This is a genomic window from Streptococcus mitis (assembly GCF_002096735.1).
In the GTDB taxonomy this organism is placed as follows: Bacteria; Bacillota; Bacilli; order Lactobacillales; family Streptococcaceae; genus Streptococcus; species Streptococcus mitis_CZ.
Map to the genome: position 1 here is coordinate 52,288 of NZ_NCVC01000015.1, position 13,455 is coordinate 65,742.

Annotated in this window: 13 protein-coding genes and 2 pseudogenes; 1 reads left to right on the forward strand and 14 read right to left on the reverse strand. The window is 40.7% G+C overall.

Annotated elements, in window-relative coordinates:
• Positions 1-24: 24 nt before the first annotated feature.
• Genes B7703_RS04635 through B7703_RS04645 form a run of 3 tightly spaced genes read right to left on the reverse strand, consistent with a single transcriptional unit; the run spans position 25 to position 3,585 of the window.
• Positions 25-1,311, reverse strand: coding sequence for a response regulator transcription factor (locus B7703_RS04635; protein ID WP_084923811.1), 1,287 nt, complete (start codon positions 1,309-1,311; stop codon positions 25-27).
• Between the two features lie 11 nt (positions 1,312-1,322).
• Positions 1,323-2,993, reverse strand: coding sequence for a sensor histidine kinase (locus tag B7703_RS04640; RefSeq protein ID WP_338322410.1), 1,671 nt, complete (start codon positions 2,991-2,993; stop codon positions 1,323-1,325).
• Positions 2,971-3,585: a YesL family protein gene (locus B7703_RS04645; protein WP_084923814.1), complete on the reverse strand. Its 615-nt coding sequence runs from the start codon at positions 3,583-3,585 to the stop codon at positions 2,971-2,973. Before B7703_RS04645 ends, B7703_RS04640 begins: the two co-directional genes overlap by 23 nt.
• A 134-nt stretch (positions 3,586-3,719) precedes the next feature.
• Here B7703_RS04645 and B7703_RS04650 point away from each other — a divergent pair, with 134 nt between their 5' ends.
• A complete protein-coding gene (locus B7703_RS04650) occupies positions 3,720-4,289 on the forward strand; it encodes an MptD family putative ECF transporter S component (RefSeq protein ID WP_064276772.1) in 570 nt (189 codons plus the stop codon).
• 29 nt (positions 4,290-4,318) lie between these two features.
• Here the strand turns inward: B7703_RS04650 and B7703_RS04655 are convergent.
• From B7703_RS04655 to B7703_RS04705, 11 genes and pseudogenes are all read right to left on the reverse strand, one after another.
• Positions 4,319-4,429 (reverse strand): annotated as a pseudogene (locus B7703_RS04655) (ABC transporter permease); the annotation flags it as partial.
• Positions 4,430-4,585: 156 nt separating this feature from the next.
• Positions 4,586-4,709 (reverse strand): annotated as a pseudogene (locus B7703_RS10065) (ABC transporter permease); the annotation flags it as partial.
• A gap of 16 nt (positions 4,710-4,725) precedes the next feature.
• The gene (locus B7703_RS04665) at positions 4,726-5,970 is read right to left on the reverse strand and encodes an MFS transporter (protein ID WP_084923815.1); all 1,245 of its coding nucleotides are present in this window, start codon (positions 5,968-5,970) and stop codon (positions 4,726-4,728) included.
• A gap of 182 nt (positions 5,971-6,152) precedes the next feature.
• A complete protein-coding gene (locus tag B7703_RS04670) occupies positions 6,153-7,022 on the reverse strand; it encodes a helix-turn-helix domain-containing protein (protein ID WP_084923817.1) in 870 nt (289 codons plus the stop codon).
• A 129-nt stretch (positions 7,023-7,151) separates the two neighbouring features.
• The gene (locus tag B7703_RS04675) at positions 7,152-7,844 is read right to left on the reverse strand and encodes a methionine ABC transporter permease (RefSeq protein WP_084923818.1); all 693 of its coding nucleotides are present in this window, start codon (positions 7,842-7,844) and stop codon (positions 7,152-7,154) included.
• Position 7,845: 1 nt separating this feature from the next.
• The gene (locus B7703_RS04680) at positions 7,846-8,907 is read right to left on the reverse strand and encodes a methionine ABC transporter ATP-binding protein (protein ID WP_084923820.1); all 1,062 of its coding nucleotides are present in this window, start codon (positions 8,905-8,907) and stop codon (positions 7,846-7,848) included.
• Positions 8,900-10,273, reverse strand: a complete 1,374-nt coding sequence (locus B7703_RS04685) for a M20 family metallopeptidase (protein ID WP_084923821.1) — start codon at positions 10,271-10,273, stop codon at positions 8,900-8,902. The genes B7703_RS04680 and B7703_RS04685 overlap by 8 nt, the downstream gene beginning before the upstream one ends.
• 96 nt (positions 10,274-10,369) lie before the next feature.
• Positions 10,370-11,224 carry a MetQ/NlpA family ABC transporter substrate-binding protein gene (locus B7703_RS04690; RefSeq protein ID WP_023948487.1) on the reverse strand — a complete coding sequence of 285 codons (855 nt, stop codon included), beginning with the start codon at positions 11,222-11,224 and terminating at the stop codon, positions 10,370-10,372.
• Positions 11,225-11,377: 153 nt separating this feature from the next.
• Entirely contained in the window at positions 11,378-12,208 is an 831-nt protein-coding gene (locus B7703_RS04695; protein WP_084923823.1) for an amino acid ABC transporter substrate-binding protein, read from the reverse strand.
• 209 nt (positions 12,209-12,417) lie between these two features.
• Positions 12,418-12,741: an AzlD domain-containing protein gene (locus B7703_RS04700; RefSeq protein ID WP_049515534.1), complete on the reverse strand. Its 324-nt coding sequence runs from the start codon at positions 12,739-12,741 to the stop codon at positions 12,418-12,420.
• Positions 12,731-13,426: an AzlC family ABC transporter permease gene (locus tag B7703_RS04705; RefSeq protein WP_084865160.1), complete on the reverse strand. Its 696-nt coding sequence runs from the start codon at positions 13,424-13,426 to the stop codon at positions 12,731-12,733. Before B7703_RS04705 ends, B7703_RS04700 begins: the two co-directional genes overlap by 11 nt.
• Positions 13,427-13,455: the final 29 nt, after the last annotated feature.

Below are 13,455 nucleotides of genomic sequence, written 5' to 3' on the forward strand. Positions count from 1 at the left end.
ACTTTTTGTAAAGGGATACAAATATTATAGTGTCGTTTCTACCTGTTTTCGGTAGGCTTTCGGCGATTTTCCGCACAATTTTCGGAATACTTTATAGAAATATCCAACATTACTGTAACCAACCGCATAACAAATATCTTCGATACTGTCACTAGTCGAAAGCAAGAGCTGTTGGGCGGCCTTAATGCGTTGTTTGTTTAAAAGCTCTGCGAAGGTCGAATTGGTTTCACGCTTAATCAACTGCCCCAGATAGACAGGATTGATAAAAAGATCCTTACTGATATCCTTGAGGGAAAGTTCCTTCTGATAATCACGACCAATAACTTCTAGCACACTAACCACATTTTCATTCATTCGATATTGCCCAAAGAATCGAGTCAGAGTTTCCTTGATATAAGGAACCAATTCATCGAAGGTTTGAATAGCATGAATGGTTTTGACAATGTCCGTCATATCATCAGCTTTGAGGTGTTCAAACAAATGAAAGACATCCATGACAAACTGGATAAAAAGCTGTTTGGTAATCGGAACACGCGGCGTATTTTCAAGAACCACCTTCTCCAAGAGATTTAACTCTTCTACGATTTGATTGAGATTTCCCTGAATGATAACCCTATAAATCGGTTCGTAATAGGTAAAGAGACTCTCAGACTGTTGTAGATTTACAGAGCCGTAAAAGAGGGCTTTCTCAGCATTCAGCTTCCAGCGTTCAAAGTGTTCTTGATAAGGAGCTTCAAAGGGAGTAACGACTAAACCATCTAGGGGTTGATCAGAAATAAAAATCTGCCAATCTTGACCCAAGACATAGTAGGGAATGGTGAAGGAGCCTTGCTTTTCCTTGGATAGACCTATCCACCAATTCTCCTTATCCCCTAAATAACTAACAAATCCATCCTCATCTAAATCTTGACTAAGGGTCTGACTTTTCTTTCCTCTCTCGCCGAGCTGACCTGCAATCTTCTCCAGCAGATTTCCCAACTCTACCTTATCAACAGGCTTGACCAAATAGTCCACCACACTAAGGTTCATTGCTCTTTTGACATAATCAAACTCCTGATAACCTGAGAGTAGGATATAGGCTGCATCTGGTAAGATTTCTTTCATCTCCCGAATCATATCAAGCCCTGTTTTGTCAGGCATATTGACATCGGAAATGACCACATCGACAGGATTTTCCTGAACATATTCTAGGGCTTCATCGGCATGACTGGCTGTTGCGACGACCTCCATATCCCACTTATCAAAGGGAATCAAACGTTTCAGACCTTCTGTCACCATGTACTCATCATCTACTAATAATACTTTATACATTTTCTCCCTTTCTACTCATCTTGAATTGTAATACGATACTGAACACCTGCTTGCTCTGCAGAATCTATAGTAATAGCATATCGATCCCCAAAATAGAGCACAAAACGCTCATGGACATTGACAATCCCGATAGATTGCTTTTGATCACTGTAACTGGCTTGGTGTTCAAAATGTCTCTGACTTAATTTTTCTCGAATACTTGCCAGTTTTTCAGCTGACATACCACGGCCATTATCGACCACTAAAATTTCCACAAAACCATCCTGTTTAAGAGCCTTGATGCTAATCACATTATCTGTCCGTCTGTGGTCAACACCATGCGCGAAATAATTTTCTACCAGCGGTTGCAAGGTAAACTTAGGAATTTTCATATTCTCTAGCTCTGGGTCTATCTTGAAACCATAGGCAATATATTTAGGATAGCGAACCATGCAGAGATAGCTGTATTTACGGCAAAATTCTAATTCTTGTTTGAGAAGAGTCTCTCTTTCGTCGGAAATATTGTTACGCAAGAGACTACTGAATTCATAAATGATATCTGCCAACTCATCTTGACTTTGCATAACTGCATACATGCGCAAGAACTCCAGCGTATTATACATAAAATGAGGATTGATTTGCGCCTGCAAGGCCCGCATATTGGCATCTTTTTGACTAAGTTCTAACTGATAAATATCATGGATATTCTTTTCCAAGCGATCCAACATATCATTGGTCGTCTCCGCGATTAGGAGCAATTCCTGATCCTTTTCAAGCGTATCAATGCGAAGACCTTCTTGTCCTTTGGCAATAGCTTGGATGGAATCCACCAGGTCCACTACCTGCTTTTGATAATTAGCAAAGGTCTTCCTCAAAGTCAGATAGAGAATGACAATAAAGAGAAGGCTCAAGCCCACAATCAAAGCAGAGCTAGCCACTGTTCCTTGTAAAACAAAGTTTTTAGGAACTGCCACCTGAACCTGATAGCCATGAGAGGTAAAACCGACAAACCAGTTCTCATGTTCCCTATTGACCCTCTCACCAATATGAAAAATCTCCGTATCAAATGGTGATGTCACAGTCACAGCCATCGGGATATGACCTCGGGTATTGTCAATGGCATGATATAAGACTTCTGGATCCAAGGAGATGTAAATCACTCCTATAGATTGATCCGTTGCTGGGTCCAGAACTGGAATGCCAAAACTATTGGCCTCTGGTTTAAAGGCCTCAGCAGGCAAGACATGACCACTTCTTTTATCCCTTGTTGAAACATAAACTTCTTTAAAATCCTGCAAGACGATTGCAACACCCGTTATAGAGTCATTTTGGACATAAAGATCATCAATGTTTTCATACAGAGAAATAGAAGTTGACGAAGCTGCTTGATGCTCCAACAGCCAATAAAAGTACTCAGAAGTTGACAAGCTAAAGTACTTATAAATCCCTTGTATCCGTTCTTGATTGGCTACTAAATCTTGCGCCAGTTGGGCTGATTCCCGATAATAATACTCCACCTCATCGACTGTTCGAGTGGTTACACGCTGGGCTACTCTTTGAGCTTCCTTTTCCCGTGAATCCCAGTCAGCGTAAGAGAGTAAGATTGCAAAACTCGCAATAATAATCATCATAACTGAACTGTAGGTTCTTAGAAGCGTATGTAGCCAAAACTGCTTCATTCTATTTTGTCGCCAATTTTTCATGGATACTTTCATAGACCGGTTCCAACATATCACTGATAAAGAAATGCCACATCCCAATTCCTACAAAGAAAAGTAGGGCAGGCATATAGTAACCAATTGCCACAAGTAGCACTGTCCCAAGGAGAACCTTGGCCACAGGCGCTAAGCTCATAAAGATGCCAATCAAGGATAGTTTGAGACTATTTCGATAGGACAAATCAAAATAAACTTGTAATTTCAAAGAGACTGTATAAGCCAAAAAGATCAGGGCAACTACTAGGACATTCAAAAAGGTCGCAATCAAATGAATAATAGTCTGATGAGGCAATTGCACCAAGAGATACAGGCCATAGACCAAAACTAGATCTACCCCTAAAAAGCTATAGAAAATCAGGTTGCTTGAGACGAAATTTTGCTTATAAAGAGACCAAGCCCCCTTCAAACTGTATTCCCGAAAACTATAACCATGTTCTGCATACAGGCTCATCAAGGTAGCACTAGCCGGCGCTAGACCAAGGATAATCCCTCCTGCCAATGTTAATAGCCAAAAGAAGGCTGTCGCAATCATCCCTAAAAAGAAACGATTAAAGACAAAGTCTAAAAATCTACCCATGATATCCCCCTAAAAATAACTATGAAACCATTATATCATATTTCAAGCGTTTTCAAAAACTTCTAGTATCCATTTACAATCCCACCAAACCATGGTAAAATGAGAATTGTGAAAAAATTATCAGGAGACAATTCATGAAGAAATCTATCTTAACTACACTGCTTTTTGCAGTTCTTTACTTCCTCTCCATGGGGATTGGTGTCCTTTTGGGCAATCTCTTTGATCAAACTGGAAACATGTTTTATGCGCCTGCTTTTACTGCCCTTGTCGGCGGTGGCGTCTATATGATTCTGGTCGCAAAAGTTCCACGTTTTGGAGCCATTACCACTATCGGCCTTGTTATCGCCCTCTTTTTCTTGGGGACTAAACACGGTGCCGGTGCCTTCCTTCCTGGAATTATCTGTGGCCTCCTAGCAGATGGAGTAGCTAGCCTCGGAAAATACAAGGACCAAACAAAGAACCTCCTTTCTTTCCTTATTTTTGCCTTTAGCACATCAGGACCAATCTTGCTTATGTGGATTGCGCCCAAAGCCTATATAGCAACCCTTCTAGCAAGAGGAAAATCCCAAGAATATATCGACCGTATCATGGTCGCGCTAAATCCTGGAACCGTCCTTCTATTTATCGCAAGTATTGTCATCGGAGCCCTAGTGGGTGCCTTGATTGGACAAGCCTTGAGTAAAAAATTGGCACAGAAAATCTGATTACTAAAAAAGAGCCACACGGCTCTTTTTTATTTATGGCTCAATTTCTTGGTCAAGAAATCTCCCAAGAATTGGATTGTAAAGATAATCAAAATGATAATAATGGTTGCCAAAATCGTCACATCGTGATTGTAAGGGTTAATACTCAATGAAAATCAAAGAGCAAACTAGGAAGCTAGCCGCAGGTTGCTCAAAACACTGTTTTGAGATTGGAGATAAGACTGACGAAGTCAGTTACATATACCTACGGCAAGGCAAAGCTGACGTAGTTTGAAGAAATTTTCGAAGAGTATAGCTCCATAAGCGATGGCTACGTTACCAATACCACCAGCTCCAACTGCCCCCGCCATGGCTGTTTCCCCAACAAGGGAAAAAGATCACAGTCGTCACACGAATCAAATCTGGAAGGCCTTCTAGTAAGTCTGGGCTTCCTCGGTTAAAATTTTTTACCTGAAAAACTTCTTTTTTCTAGGGATAAAATCAACCCTATCACACTCACTACTAAAAACACCCACCAACAAAGCCTGATATCTTGTAAAGCTAAGAATGAAAATACAGACATTCCCAAGGGTAATGTTAGGGAAAAAATCATACTCAAGAGATTATTACTCCTAGCTAATACATCCGCACTCAAATTAGACAGTAACAAAGTATCTAATTTAGGCATTGATTTCGACATCAAATACATGACAAAGGCTAAGCAGGCAACACCTACTAGAGGAGAGAAATCTAAAATATTAGCAGTAGCCAGCAAGACAAACAGAATTGCATTGAGCGATAACAAGCTTGAAAAAGACCATTTCCCAAAATAATCATGGAGAGTTAAGCTACCAAGAATAGCTCCTCCCAAGCTAACACATTCAATTAAAAATAGGGCTTGAGCATAGCTGAGATGATAGATAGTATGGTCTAATAAGTAAAAGTGATAAATACCTCCAACAGCTCCTCCCAAAGTATTCATTACCAAAATGACAAGGATCATTTTAAACAAAGATTTACTTTCTCTTTGCCTAAAGATATCATCCATGTCCGCATAGATTGCCTTAACTTGTTGAAGTAAACTAATCGACTCATTCTCTACCGTTACAGACAAATACGTCAATTCTCTTCTATTTTTGAACAAAATAAGAGAAGATAGTAAAAAGAAGCCAGCATTCACAATTGCAACAAAAGAAAAATTTTGGTGGCTTGTTGTGAGTAACCACACTCCTAAGGCTTGACCTCCTAGATTTGATAAATAGGAGACAAACTGAGTAAAGGAATAAGCTTCATAGAGCTTATCTTCCGAAATATTATGCTGGATAATCGGCATACGAAGACCTGCTGTATAATCTGATAAAACATCCGAACAGATATTAACCATACAGATAAAAGCAAACGTTACGAAGTTCTGGTCATGAATCACACTAGCAATCAAAAGAAATAGTAGACTTTGCACACAACCAACCCAGATAATTGTCCCTGCTTTATTCCGAGTATGATCAGCCTTAATCCCAACATAAAAAGTAAATAGGAAAGGTAAAATCGTAATCATATTCGCCATAAATACAGCTATATTTTTAAAGGGTAGACTCGCAGCATAAACGATAAATACCAGATTATAAATATAAGCTCCACTTGAGCTCAAAAACCTTGATAAGGTAAGTATCCTAAATAAATGATGTTTTAAGAATAGTTTCATAATAGGCCTTTCTCACATTTCAAAGAGTATTCTATTGAAATCAGTCTAACAAAAAAAGCGGGAGTCCCCACTTTTTTGTAATATATTTTTTCTGAAAATAGGAACTCTAGCTCCTAGATACTAGAATTATCAATCCATCCACAAGGCTATTATTTTTCATCGGTCGATGTAATGAGAATATATTACAAATCTTTATTTGAGAACTGACTTGCAAAATAGTTTTCATAGTATCTTGCACCATCTACATACTCTAAATCTTGTAAGATTGTAATGCCCCTCCGGATTTTTTCAAGACCCTTATTTTCTACTTTAAAAATAGTATCATAATATCCTTTAGCAATCATATAAATGATTTTAAGATAAGCTTGAGATTCTGGTAAATCTCGTTTTTCAATCTGAAAGATAAAATAATCTGCTTTTAATTTATCCTTTTCCTCTATCGCTTTAAAGAGTCCATTAATCAAAATGGTATCGATACCAACTTTATTACTAGGCAAAGAACCTAATAAATCCGTCTTTTGTAACATCTCCCTAGAATATTTAAAATAGAGGGGCAGAGGAAACAAAGTAGAAATCGTTGAAAATAGTTTCAATTCATAATTTCCCCAGATATCAATAGTAAAAAAATAGTCATAGAGAAAAGTTAGTTCTTCATCCGTTGCTCTTATTTCTGAATCAAAAAATACAAGAAGGCTCTTGATACGAATCATTTGTAAGAGATAGCTTTTTTCACCACTTGATCTATACTTTTGAGTCTTCTGTTCATACAAGGAGTGGAGAGAATCAATCCCTTCTCTGTCATATAGATCCCAGAGATTTTCTTGAAAAGCCAAAACCTTTTTCTGAGAAAAACCACGTACCAAGTACATAAATTCATTCAAATCAGAGTGGATGTTATCTAAAGCAGTAATCAATTTCATAGAGGATAAGTCTGCTTCTCCACGCTCAAATTTGCTCAGCATGGAATAAGTAAACTCTCCTCCCGTCGCCTCCTGTAGAGATACATTCCGACTCTTTCTCAATTCTTTAAAAACTTCTCCCAGATTTTGCATATTGACTCCCCACAATTCTTAACTCTCTTACTCATAAAAGCGACGATTGATAGCAACCAGTACAGAGAATTTTAAGTCTTGACTATAACGACAACTCCTATGAATGATGTACAGATTGCCTAATTCTCTTTATTTATGGCTCAATTTTTTGGTCAAGAAATCTCCCAAGAATTGGATCGCAAAGATAATCAAAATAATGATGAGGGTCGCAAGAATAGTCACATCGTGATTGTAGCGGTTAAATCCATAGGCGATGGCTACGTTACCGATACCACCTGCTCCAACCGCACCTGCCATGGCTGTTTCACCGACTAGTGAAATCAAGGTTACAGTCGTTACACGGATCAAATCTGGAAGACCTTCGGATAGGTAAACTCCCACGATGTCCCAGAAGGTCGCTCCGCTCGCTTGAGCTGCCTCAATGACACCACCATCTAGCTCAGCCAATACCACTTGTACTTGACGGGCAAAGAAGGCAAAGACTGCAAAAGATAGCGGTACGATAGCCGCATTTGGACCAATGCTTGTCCCTACGATTAGATGGGAGAAGGGTGACAAGACTGCCAAGAGAATGATAAATGGTACCGCACGGAAAATAGAGGTAATCTTATCCAAAATCCAAAAAACGACCTTATTTTCCAAGACACCACCTGGCGCTGTCAAGACAAGGAAAAGACCTGCCACTAGCCCCAAGAAACCTCCGATAATGAAAGAAAGAACTGTCATATAAAGAGTCAAGTAGATAGCTGTCCCCCAGCCAGCTTGACCAGACCAGCCCATTTTATAGACATTTGGTAGATAAGTTTGAATCAACTCTGTCATTTTACTGTCCTCCCTTCAATACTTTTAGTTGCACACCTGCCTGACGGATGGCCTCTTGAGCGCTTGCCAAGGCTACTTTTTCACCCGATAAGACCACCACAAGCTCACCAACAGGAGTACCATCGAGAATTTCGATGTTTCCATAGAGAATATTTGCTGTTACTTGGTAGTGCTTATACAATTCATTTAAAAGTGGCTCATCTGTAGAAGCTCCTGCATACTTGAGTTGTACCAGAATACTATTGTCAGATAAGTGCTCTACGATTTCTTGTTTCTCGATCTTGACCATAGCTTCGTCAATACCTGTCGCAGTCGAGATAAAGTCTTGAGTCAAAGGTTGCTTAGGATCTGAGAAGATTTCAAGAACGCTACCTTCTTCAATCAAGCGACCATCTTGCATAACGGCTACACGGTTAGCAATGTCTTTGACAATCTGCATTTCATGCGTAATCAAGACAACGGTCAAGCCTAATTTTTGGTTCAAATCTTGCAACAAAGCCAAAATCTGCTTGGTTGTCTTAGGGTCAAGGGCAGAAGTTGACTCATCTGAAATCAAGATTTTTGGATCATTTGCCAAGGCACGCGCAATGGCCACACGCTGTTTTTGCCCTCCAGATAGTTGTGAAGGGTAGTTTTCAGCACGGTCCGCCAAGCCAACCAAGTCCAACAACTTAGCTACTTTAGCCTTCTTTTCTTCCTTGCTGAGTCCAGAGTGTTTAAGGGCAAAGGCTACATTTTCCTCTGCTGTCTTTTGGCTCATGAGGTTAAAGTGCTGGAAAATCATTCCGATATCCTGACGTTTACGACGCAACTGCTCGGCCGTCAAAGTCACCTTGCCATCAAAAATCACATCATCGTCAATGGTAATTTTCCCTGCAGATGGTTTTTGCAAGAGGTTAATCACCCGAACAAGGGTTGATTTCCCTGCTCCAGAATATCCAACGATTCCGTAGATATCCCCTTCTTGGATGTGAATAGTCACATCCTTGACCGCTGTGATGGTTCTCTTCTTTTGATGAAAAGTCACATCGATCTGATCTAACTTGATAATATCTCTACTCATAGCTTCTAATCAGCTCCTCTACTAATTCAATATGGGTGTAGTAATCGGCGATTCGTACGTTTTCATCTCCACCGTGGTCTCGACTATTGGCATTTCCTAGACCGAAGGCCACCATTGGCACCTCTAGGGCGTCAAATACCGTATGCATAGGCCCTGTCCCAGCTGTCGTCGGCAAGACTGAAACGCCCTGTGGATAGAATTTCTTGGCCAACTCGATCACATTGAGAATGGCTGGTGCGCTCATATCGCTTCGATAGCTCATCTCTCCCAAGGTATAGTATAATTCTACCTTATCAAAGCCATTTTTGTCTAGCTGTTTCCGAATTTTTTCCAGAACATCATGCGGTTCTAGACCAGGAACCAAACGAACCTCTAGCTTAGCACTGGCTTCTGCTGGCAAAATCGTTTTGACTCCTTGTCCTTGATAACCTGACTGAATCCCTTCGATATTAAGGGCCGGTTCAAAAAAGAAACGTTTTAGAAAGGCAGCGCGTTCCTCTTGTAAGAGAGGTAATTCCAAACCATAAATCTGGCTGATTTCCCCTGGATTGCGTTGAGCGTAGGTGTCCACCAAGGCCAATTCTCGTTCATTTGGTTCTTGAACTTCTTCGTACAAACCTTCAACCAAGATACGGCCATCTGCGGCACGAAGTGACTGTAGGGCTTGAAGGAGGTACCAAGGAGCTGATTCCACAACTCCTCCATAACTAGAGTGGATATCCACATCCGCACTTTTTACCTTGGCATCAAAGGTCACAATTCCTTTATTTCCACCAGAAATTTCTAACTGCTCCAAGGCATTCTTGGTCCCTTGTTCCCAAACTAACAAATCTGCGCCACGGAGTTTATCAGCGTGCTTTTCCAGATACTTATCTAGGTCTGTCGAAGCGGATTCCTCCGCTCCCTCCATGATAAAACTGATATTGACAGGCAGGTCATCGTGGTGCTGCATGTATTTTCTCAAAGCACTCAAACGAGCTGTGATATGACCCTTGTCGTCATCAACCCCACGCCCATATATGAAGCCATTGCGCACCGAAAGCGTAAAAGGATCCTCTGTCCAGACCTGATCCCCATCAGCTGGTACAGTGTCATAGTGGTTATAGAAAATCAAGGTCTTGGCATCTGGACGCGAACTCTTGAAATGTGCCATGACAAAAGGCGCCGTGTAAGTCTCATCAATCTCCACTTCAGCCCCAACACGCTTGAAAATCTCACCCAGATAGTTGGCAACTTCTTTGAGACCCACCTGTTGGGCAAAGACTGATTTCTTAGAAATCAAGGTACGCAAAACCTCAAAATAATGCTGGGCTACATGATCCTTTTCAAATTTTTCAATCTGTTCTTGTTCACTAGGAAAAACCATTTTCTCTCTACCTTTCTATGAACTACTCTTCCTGACAATCCATGCTCTATACAAAAGCAAGAGGTGGAATTTTCTCTCCCACCTCCCTGTTTCTTATTACCAAACTGGTTGATCCAAACCGTCTGATGTCTCTTCGATAACTTTTTTCACGTCATCTGTGTGGTAAGCTGCGATCACTTTCTTGATAGCATCAGCCTTAGGTGATGTTTCCCAATCTTTTTTCGCAACGATGATGTTGTACCATTGTTTTGAATTTTCATCAGCTTGTTCTTTGAAAAGTGCTTTCTTGTAGTCCAATTTTGCTTCTGTAACGAAGGTATTGTTTACAACGGCAGCATCAACTGATGACAATGAACGAGCTGTTTGGCTAGCATCCAATTCAGTGATTTTCAAGTTCTTTGGATTTTCTTTGATGTTAGCAACTGTTGCAAGAGCAGTTCCTGAAACGTCCAATTTAATCAAGCCAGCTGATTGAAGCAAGTAAAGCGCACGGCTTTCGTTTGTAGCATCGTTCGGTACAGCGATTTCTCCGTTTGCTGGGATGTCTTCTACTTTAGTGTACTTGTTGTCACTTCCATTCAAACCTGAGTAAAGGCGGATTGGAGAGATGTAAGTATCAGCAATCGCTACAAGGTCTTTCCCGTTTTCTTTGTTCCAGTTGTTCAAGAAGTTGTAGTGTTGGAAAGCGTTCAAATCTACTTCGCCATCAGCAGTTGCCTTGTTTGGTTGTGAGTAGTCTGTGAACTCTGTAAATTCCAAGGTAATTCCGTCTTTTTTAACCAATTCTTGAACTTTATCCCAACGAGCTTCTTCAGAACCGCTACGGTTAACCGTTGCGATTTTGATAGTTGTTGCATTGTCTGCTTTCTTTTCTGAGTTTCCGCAAGCTGCAAGAGCCAAACCTGCGACTGTAGCAAGGGCTGCTACACCAAGCCATTTTTTGATTTTCATGATTCTATCTCCTTTAAAAATAATACCGTACTAGTATCTCACAATTTGTTTGATTTCACAAATTGTTATTAGATAGTCAGATATATAGTTTAAAACTATATCCCTAAAAACTGAGAAATCACCCATCTACTCAGAATGGATGATTTCAAGAAATTATTTAATATCAGCTTCTGCTGGTAGATAAGTGCCTCCGAAGAATTGTTTAGACAATTTTTCAAGCGTTCCATCTTTGTAGAGTTCTTGGATACGTTTGTCTACAAATGTTTTCAACTCATCTTGACCTTTAGCAAGAAGTGGGTAAACGTAAGGTTGTTGGTCGCTTGGAAGTTCAATAACTTTCAAGTTGTCCAAACCTTGGTCCTTGATGACTGTTTCAACACCGATTTTATCAAAAATCTTGTAGTCAAACTGGCCATCGCTCAAGCGTCCCATGATTTGTTGGAAGTCCGCTTTAGTATACTTTAGGACAGTTGGATTATCTGAATGTTGTTTGTTGTAGTCTTCTAGCTGTTTAGCAGATGTTGTCCCTTGAACAACTTCTGTTGATTTTCCACCGATATCATCAAGCGATTTGATGCTAGGGTCATCTTTTTTCACTACAAGAACGTTAGGGTTTTTAGCAGTTGGAGCTGCATAAAGGTATTTTTCAGCACGTTCTTTAGTGTAGCTGATGTTGGCAACAGCCATATTGTAACGGTCAGCATCAAGTCCTGCAAAGACACCTGACCACTCTGTCTTCTCAAACTTGACATCATATTTGTCAGAGTCTTTAAAGATAGCGCGAACCACTTCAATCTCGTAACCAGTCAATTCGCCATTTTCTTCATAGTTGAATGGTTTTGGTGTAGCATTAGTTGCAACGATAATTTCTTTCTTGCTAGCTGATTCTCCTTCTTTCTTAGCACCACCTGAGCAAGCTGCTAGCACACCTGCAGCAACAAGTCCTAAGGCAGCAAGAGATGAGTATTTAACGATTTTTTTCATGTCATTTCCTCCAAAATAGAATACCTTATAATCTTAACAGAAAAAGAGCATTTACGCCATTATATGATATCTATCTCTGTGATAGGTTTTCTTTATGGCTGATTTATACTCAATGAAAATCAAAGAGCAAACTAGGAAGCTAGCCGCAAGCTGTACTTGAGTACGGTAAGGCGACGCTGACGTGGTTTGAATTTGATTTTCGAAGAGTATTAAAAGACCAAACGCAAGAGTGCAATTAAGACCACTCCAAAGAGAACTGTTCCGACTAGATTGCGGTAGCGAAAGGCTACCCAAGCTGTTGGAAAGACGGCTAAGAAGTCTAGCAATTTAATTTGAGGAAGGCTCCCAACCTTACCTGTCACTACGCTTGAAAGAATCAAGGCAAAGATAATAGAAACAGGCAAGAACTTCAAAAAACGCTCAACGATCGCAGGCAGGCCCTTATACTTGACTAAGATGAAGGGAATCATACGGGGAATCCAAGTCACCAAGCCAGAGAAAATAACTGCTAATAAAAGATACTTACTGACCATCTAAAACCACCCCCATTGTACAACCAAGTAGCGTCGCAAACAGAACAGCTAGTGACTGAGACACCACTGTCAAGAGCAAAAAGAAGGACACCGCAACAACTGCTAGGATAATGAGCAGATTGCGGACAGGAATCCGTCTTTGCATAATCTGAAATTGCGAAGCAAAAATACCAATAAACATCCCAACCAGGGCAAAATCCAAGCCAAAGATTTCTGGATTTGGCAGCAGACCACCCAGAGCCGTTCCGACTACTGTTCCCACAAACCAAGCCACATAGCTGTTAAGATTATTTCCGTGCATCCACATCGGATGGACCTTGTCTGCATGGGCTAACTCGCCCATCAAAACGCCATAGGTCTCATCCGTCAAGAGACTAGACATACCGATATTTTGCCAGAGGCTGGTATGACGGAAATAGGTTGACGCATGCAAGCTCAACAAAAAGAGACGCAAATTAATCAAAAAGACCGTCATAGCAATAGCCGCTACAGGTGCTTGAACCGCAATCAAGGCCAGCATAGCAAACTGGGCGCTCCCAGCATAAACAAAGAGGCTCATCAAGCCCATCTCAACAGGTGTCACATAGGGCGCACCAATAATCCCACAGGCCAAGCCAATACTGACATAACCAAGGGCCGTTGGCATGGCTGCCTGCGCCCCCTCCCAAAATCCTTTTTCTTTCATCTTTCTCCTCATATTGTCTTAATAGGTGG

Excerpts from the sequence above, each read along its gene's own strand:
- B7703_RS04665 (WP_084923815.1), bottom strand. The coding sequence starts at position 5,970 with ATGAAACTATTCTTAAAACATCATTTATTTAGGATACTTACCTTATCA.
- B7703_RS04635 (WP_084923811.1), bottom strand. The coding sequence starts at position 1,311 with ATGTATAAAGTATTATTAGTAGATGATGAGTACATGGTGACAGAAGGT.
- B7703_RS04675 (WP_084923818.1), bottom strand. The coding sequence starts at position 7,844 with ATGACAGAGTTGATTCAAACTTATCTACCAAATGTCTATAAAATGGGC.
- B7703_RS04650 (WP_064276772.1), top strand. The coding sequence starts at position 3,720 with ATGAAGAAATCTATCTTAACTACACTGCTTTTTGCAGTTCTTTACTTC.
- B7703_RS04690 (WP_023948487.1), bottom strand. The coding sequence starts at position 11,224 with ATGAAAATCAAAAAATGGCTTGGTGTAGCAGCCCTTGCTACAGTCGCA.
- B7703_RS04700 (WP_049515534.1), bottom strand. The coding sequence starts at position 12,741 with ATGGTCAGTAAGTATCTTTTATTAGCAGTTATTTTCTCTGGCTTGGTG.
- B7703_RS04645 (WP_084923814.1), bottom strand. The coding sequence starts at position 3,585 with ATGGGTAGATTTTTAGACTTTGTCTTTAATCGTTTCTTTTTAGGGATG.
- B7703_RS04640 (WP_338322410.1), bottom strand. The coding sequence starts at position 2,993 with ATGAAAAATTGGCGACAAAATAGAATGAAGCAGTTTTGGCTACATACG.
- B7703_RS04670 (WP_084923817.1), bottom strand. The coding sequence starts at position 7,022 with ATGCAAAATCTGGGAGAAGTTTTTAAAGAATTGAGAAAGAGTCGGAAT.
- B7703_RS04685 (WP_084923821.1), bottom strand. The coding sequence starts at position 10,273 with ATGGTTTTTCCTAGTGAACAAGAACAGATTGAAAAATTTGAAAAGGAT.
- B7703_RS04705 (WP_084865160.1), bottom strand. The coding sequence starts at position 13,426 with ATGAAAGAAAAAGGATTTTGGGAGGGGGCGCAGGCAGCCATGCCAACG.
- B7703_RS04680 (WP_084923820.1), bottom strand. The coding sequence starts at position 8,907 with ATGAGTAGAGATATTATCAAGTTAGATCAGATCGATGTGACTTTTCAT.
- B7703_RS04695 (WP_084923823.1), bottom strand. The coding sequence starts at position 12,208 with ATGAAAAAAATCGTTAAATACTCATCTCTTGCTGCCTTAGGACTTGTT.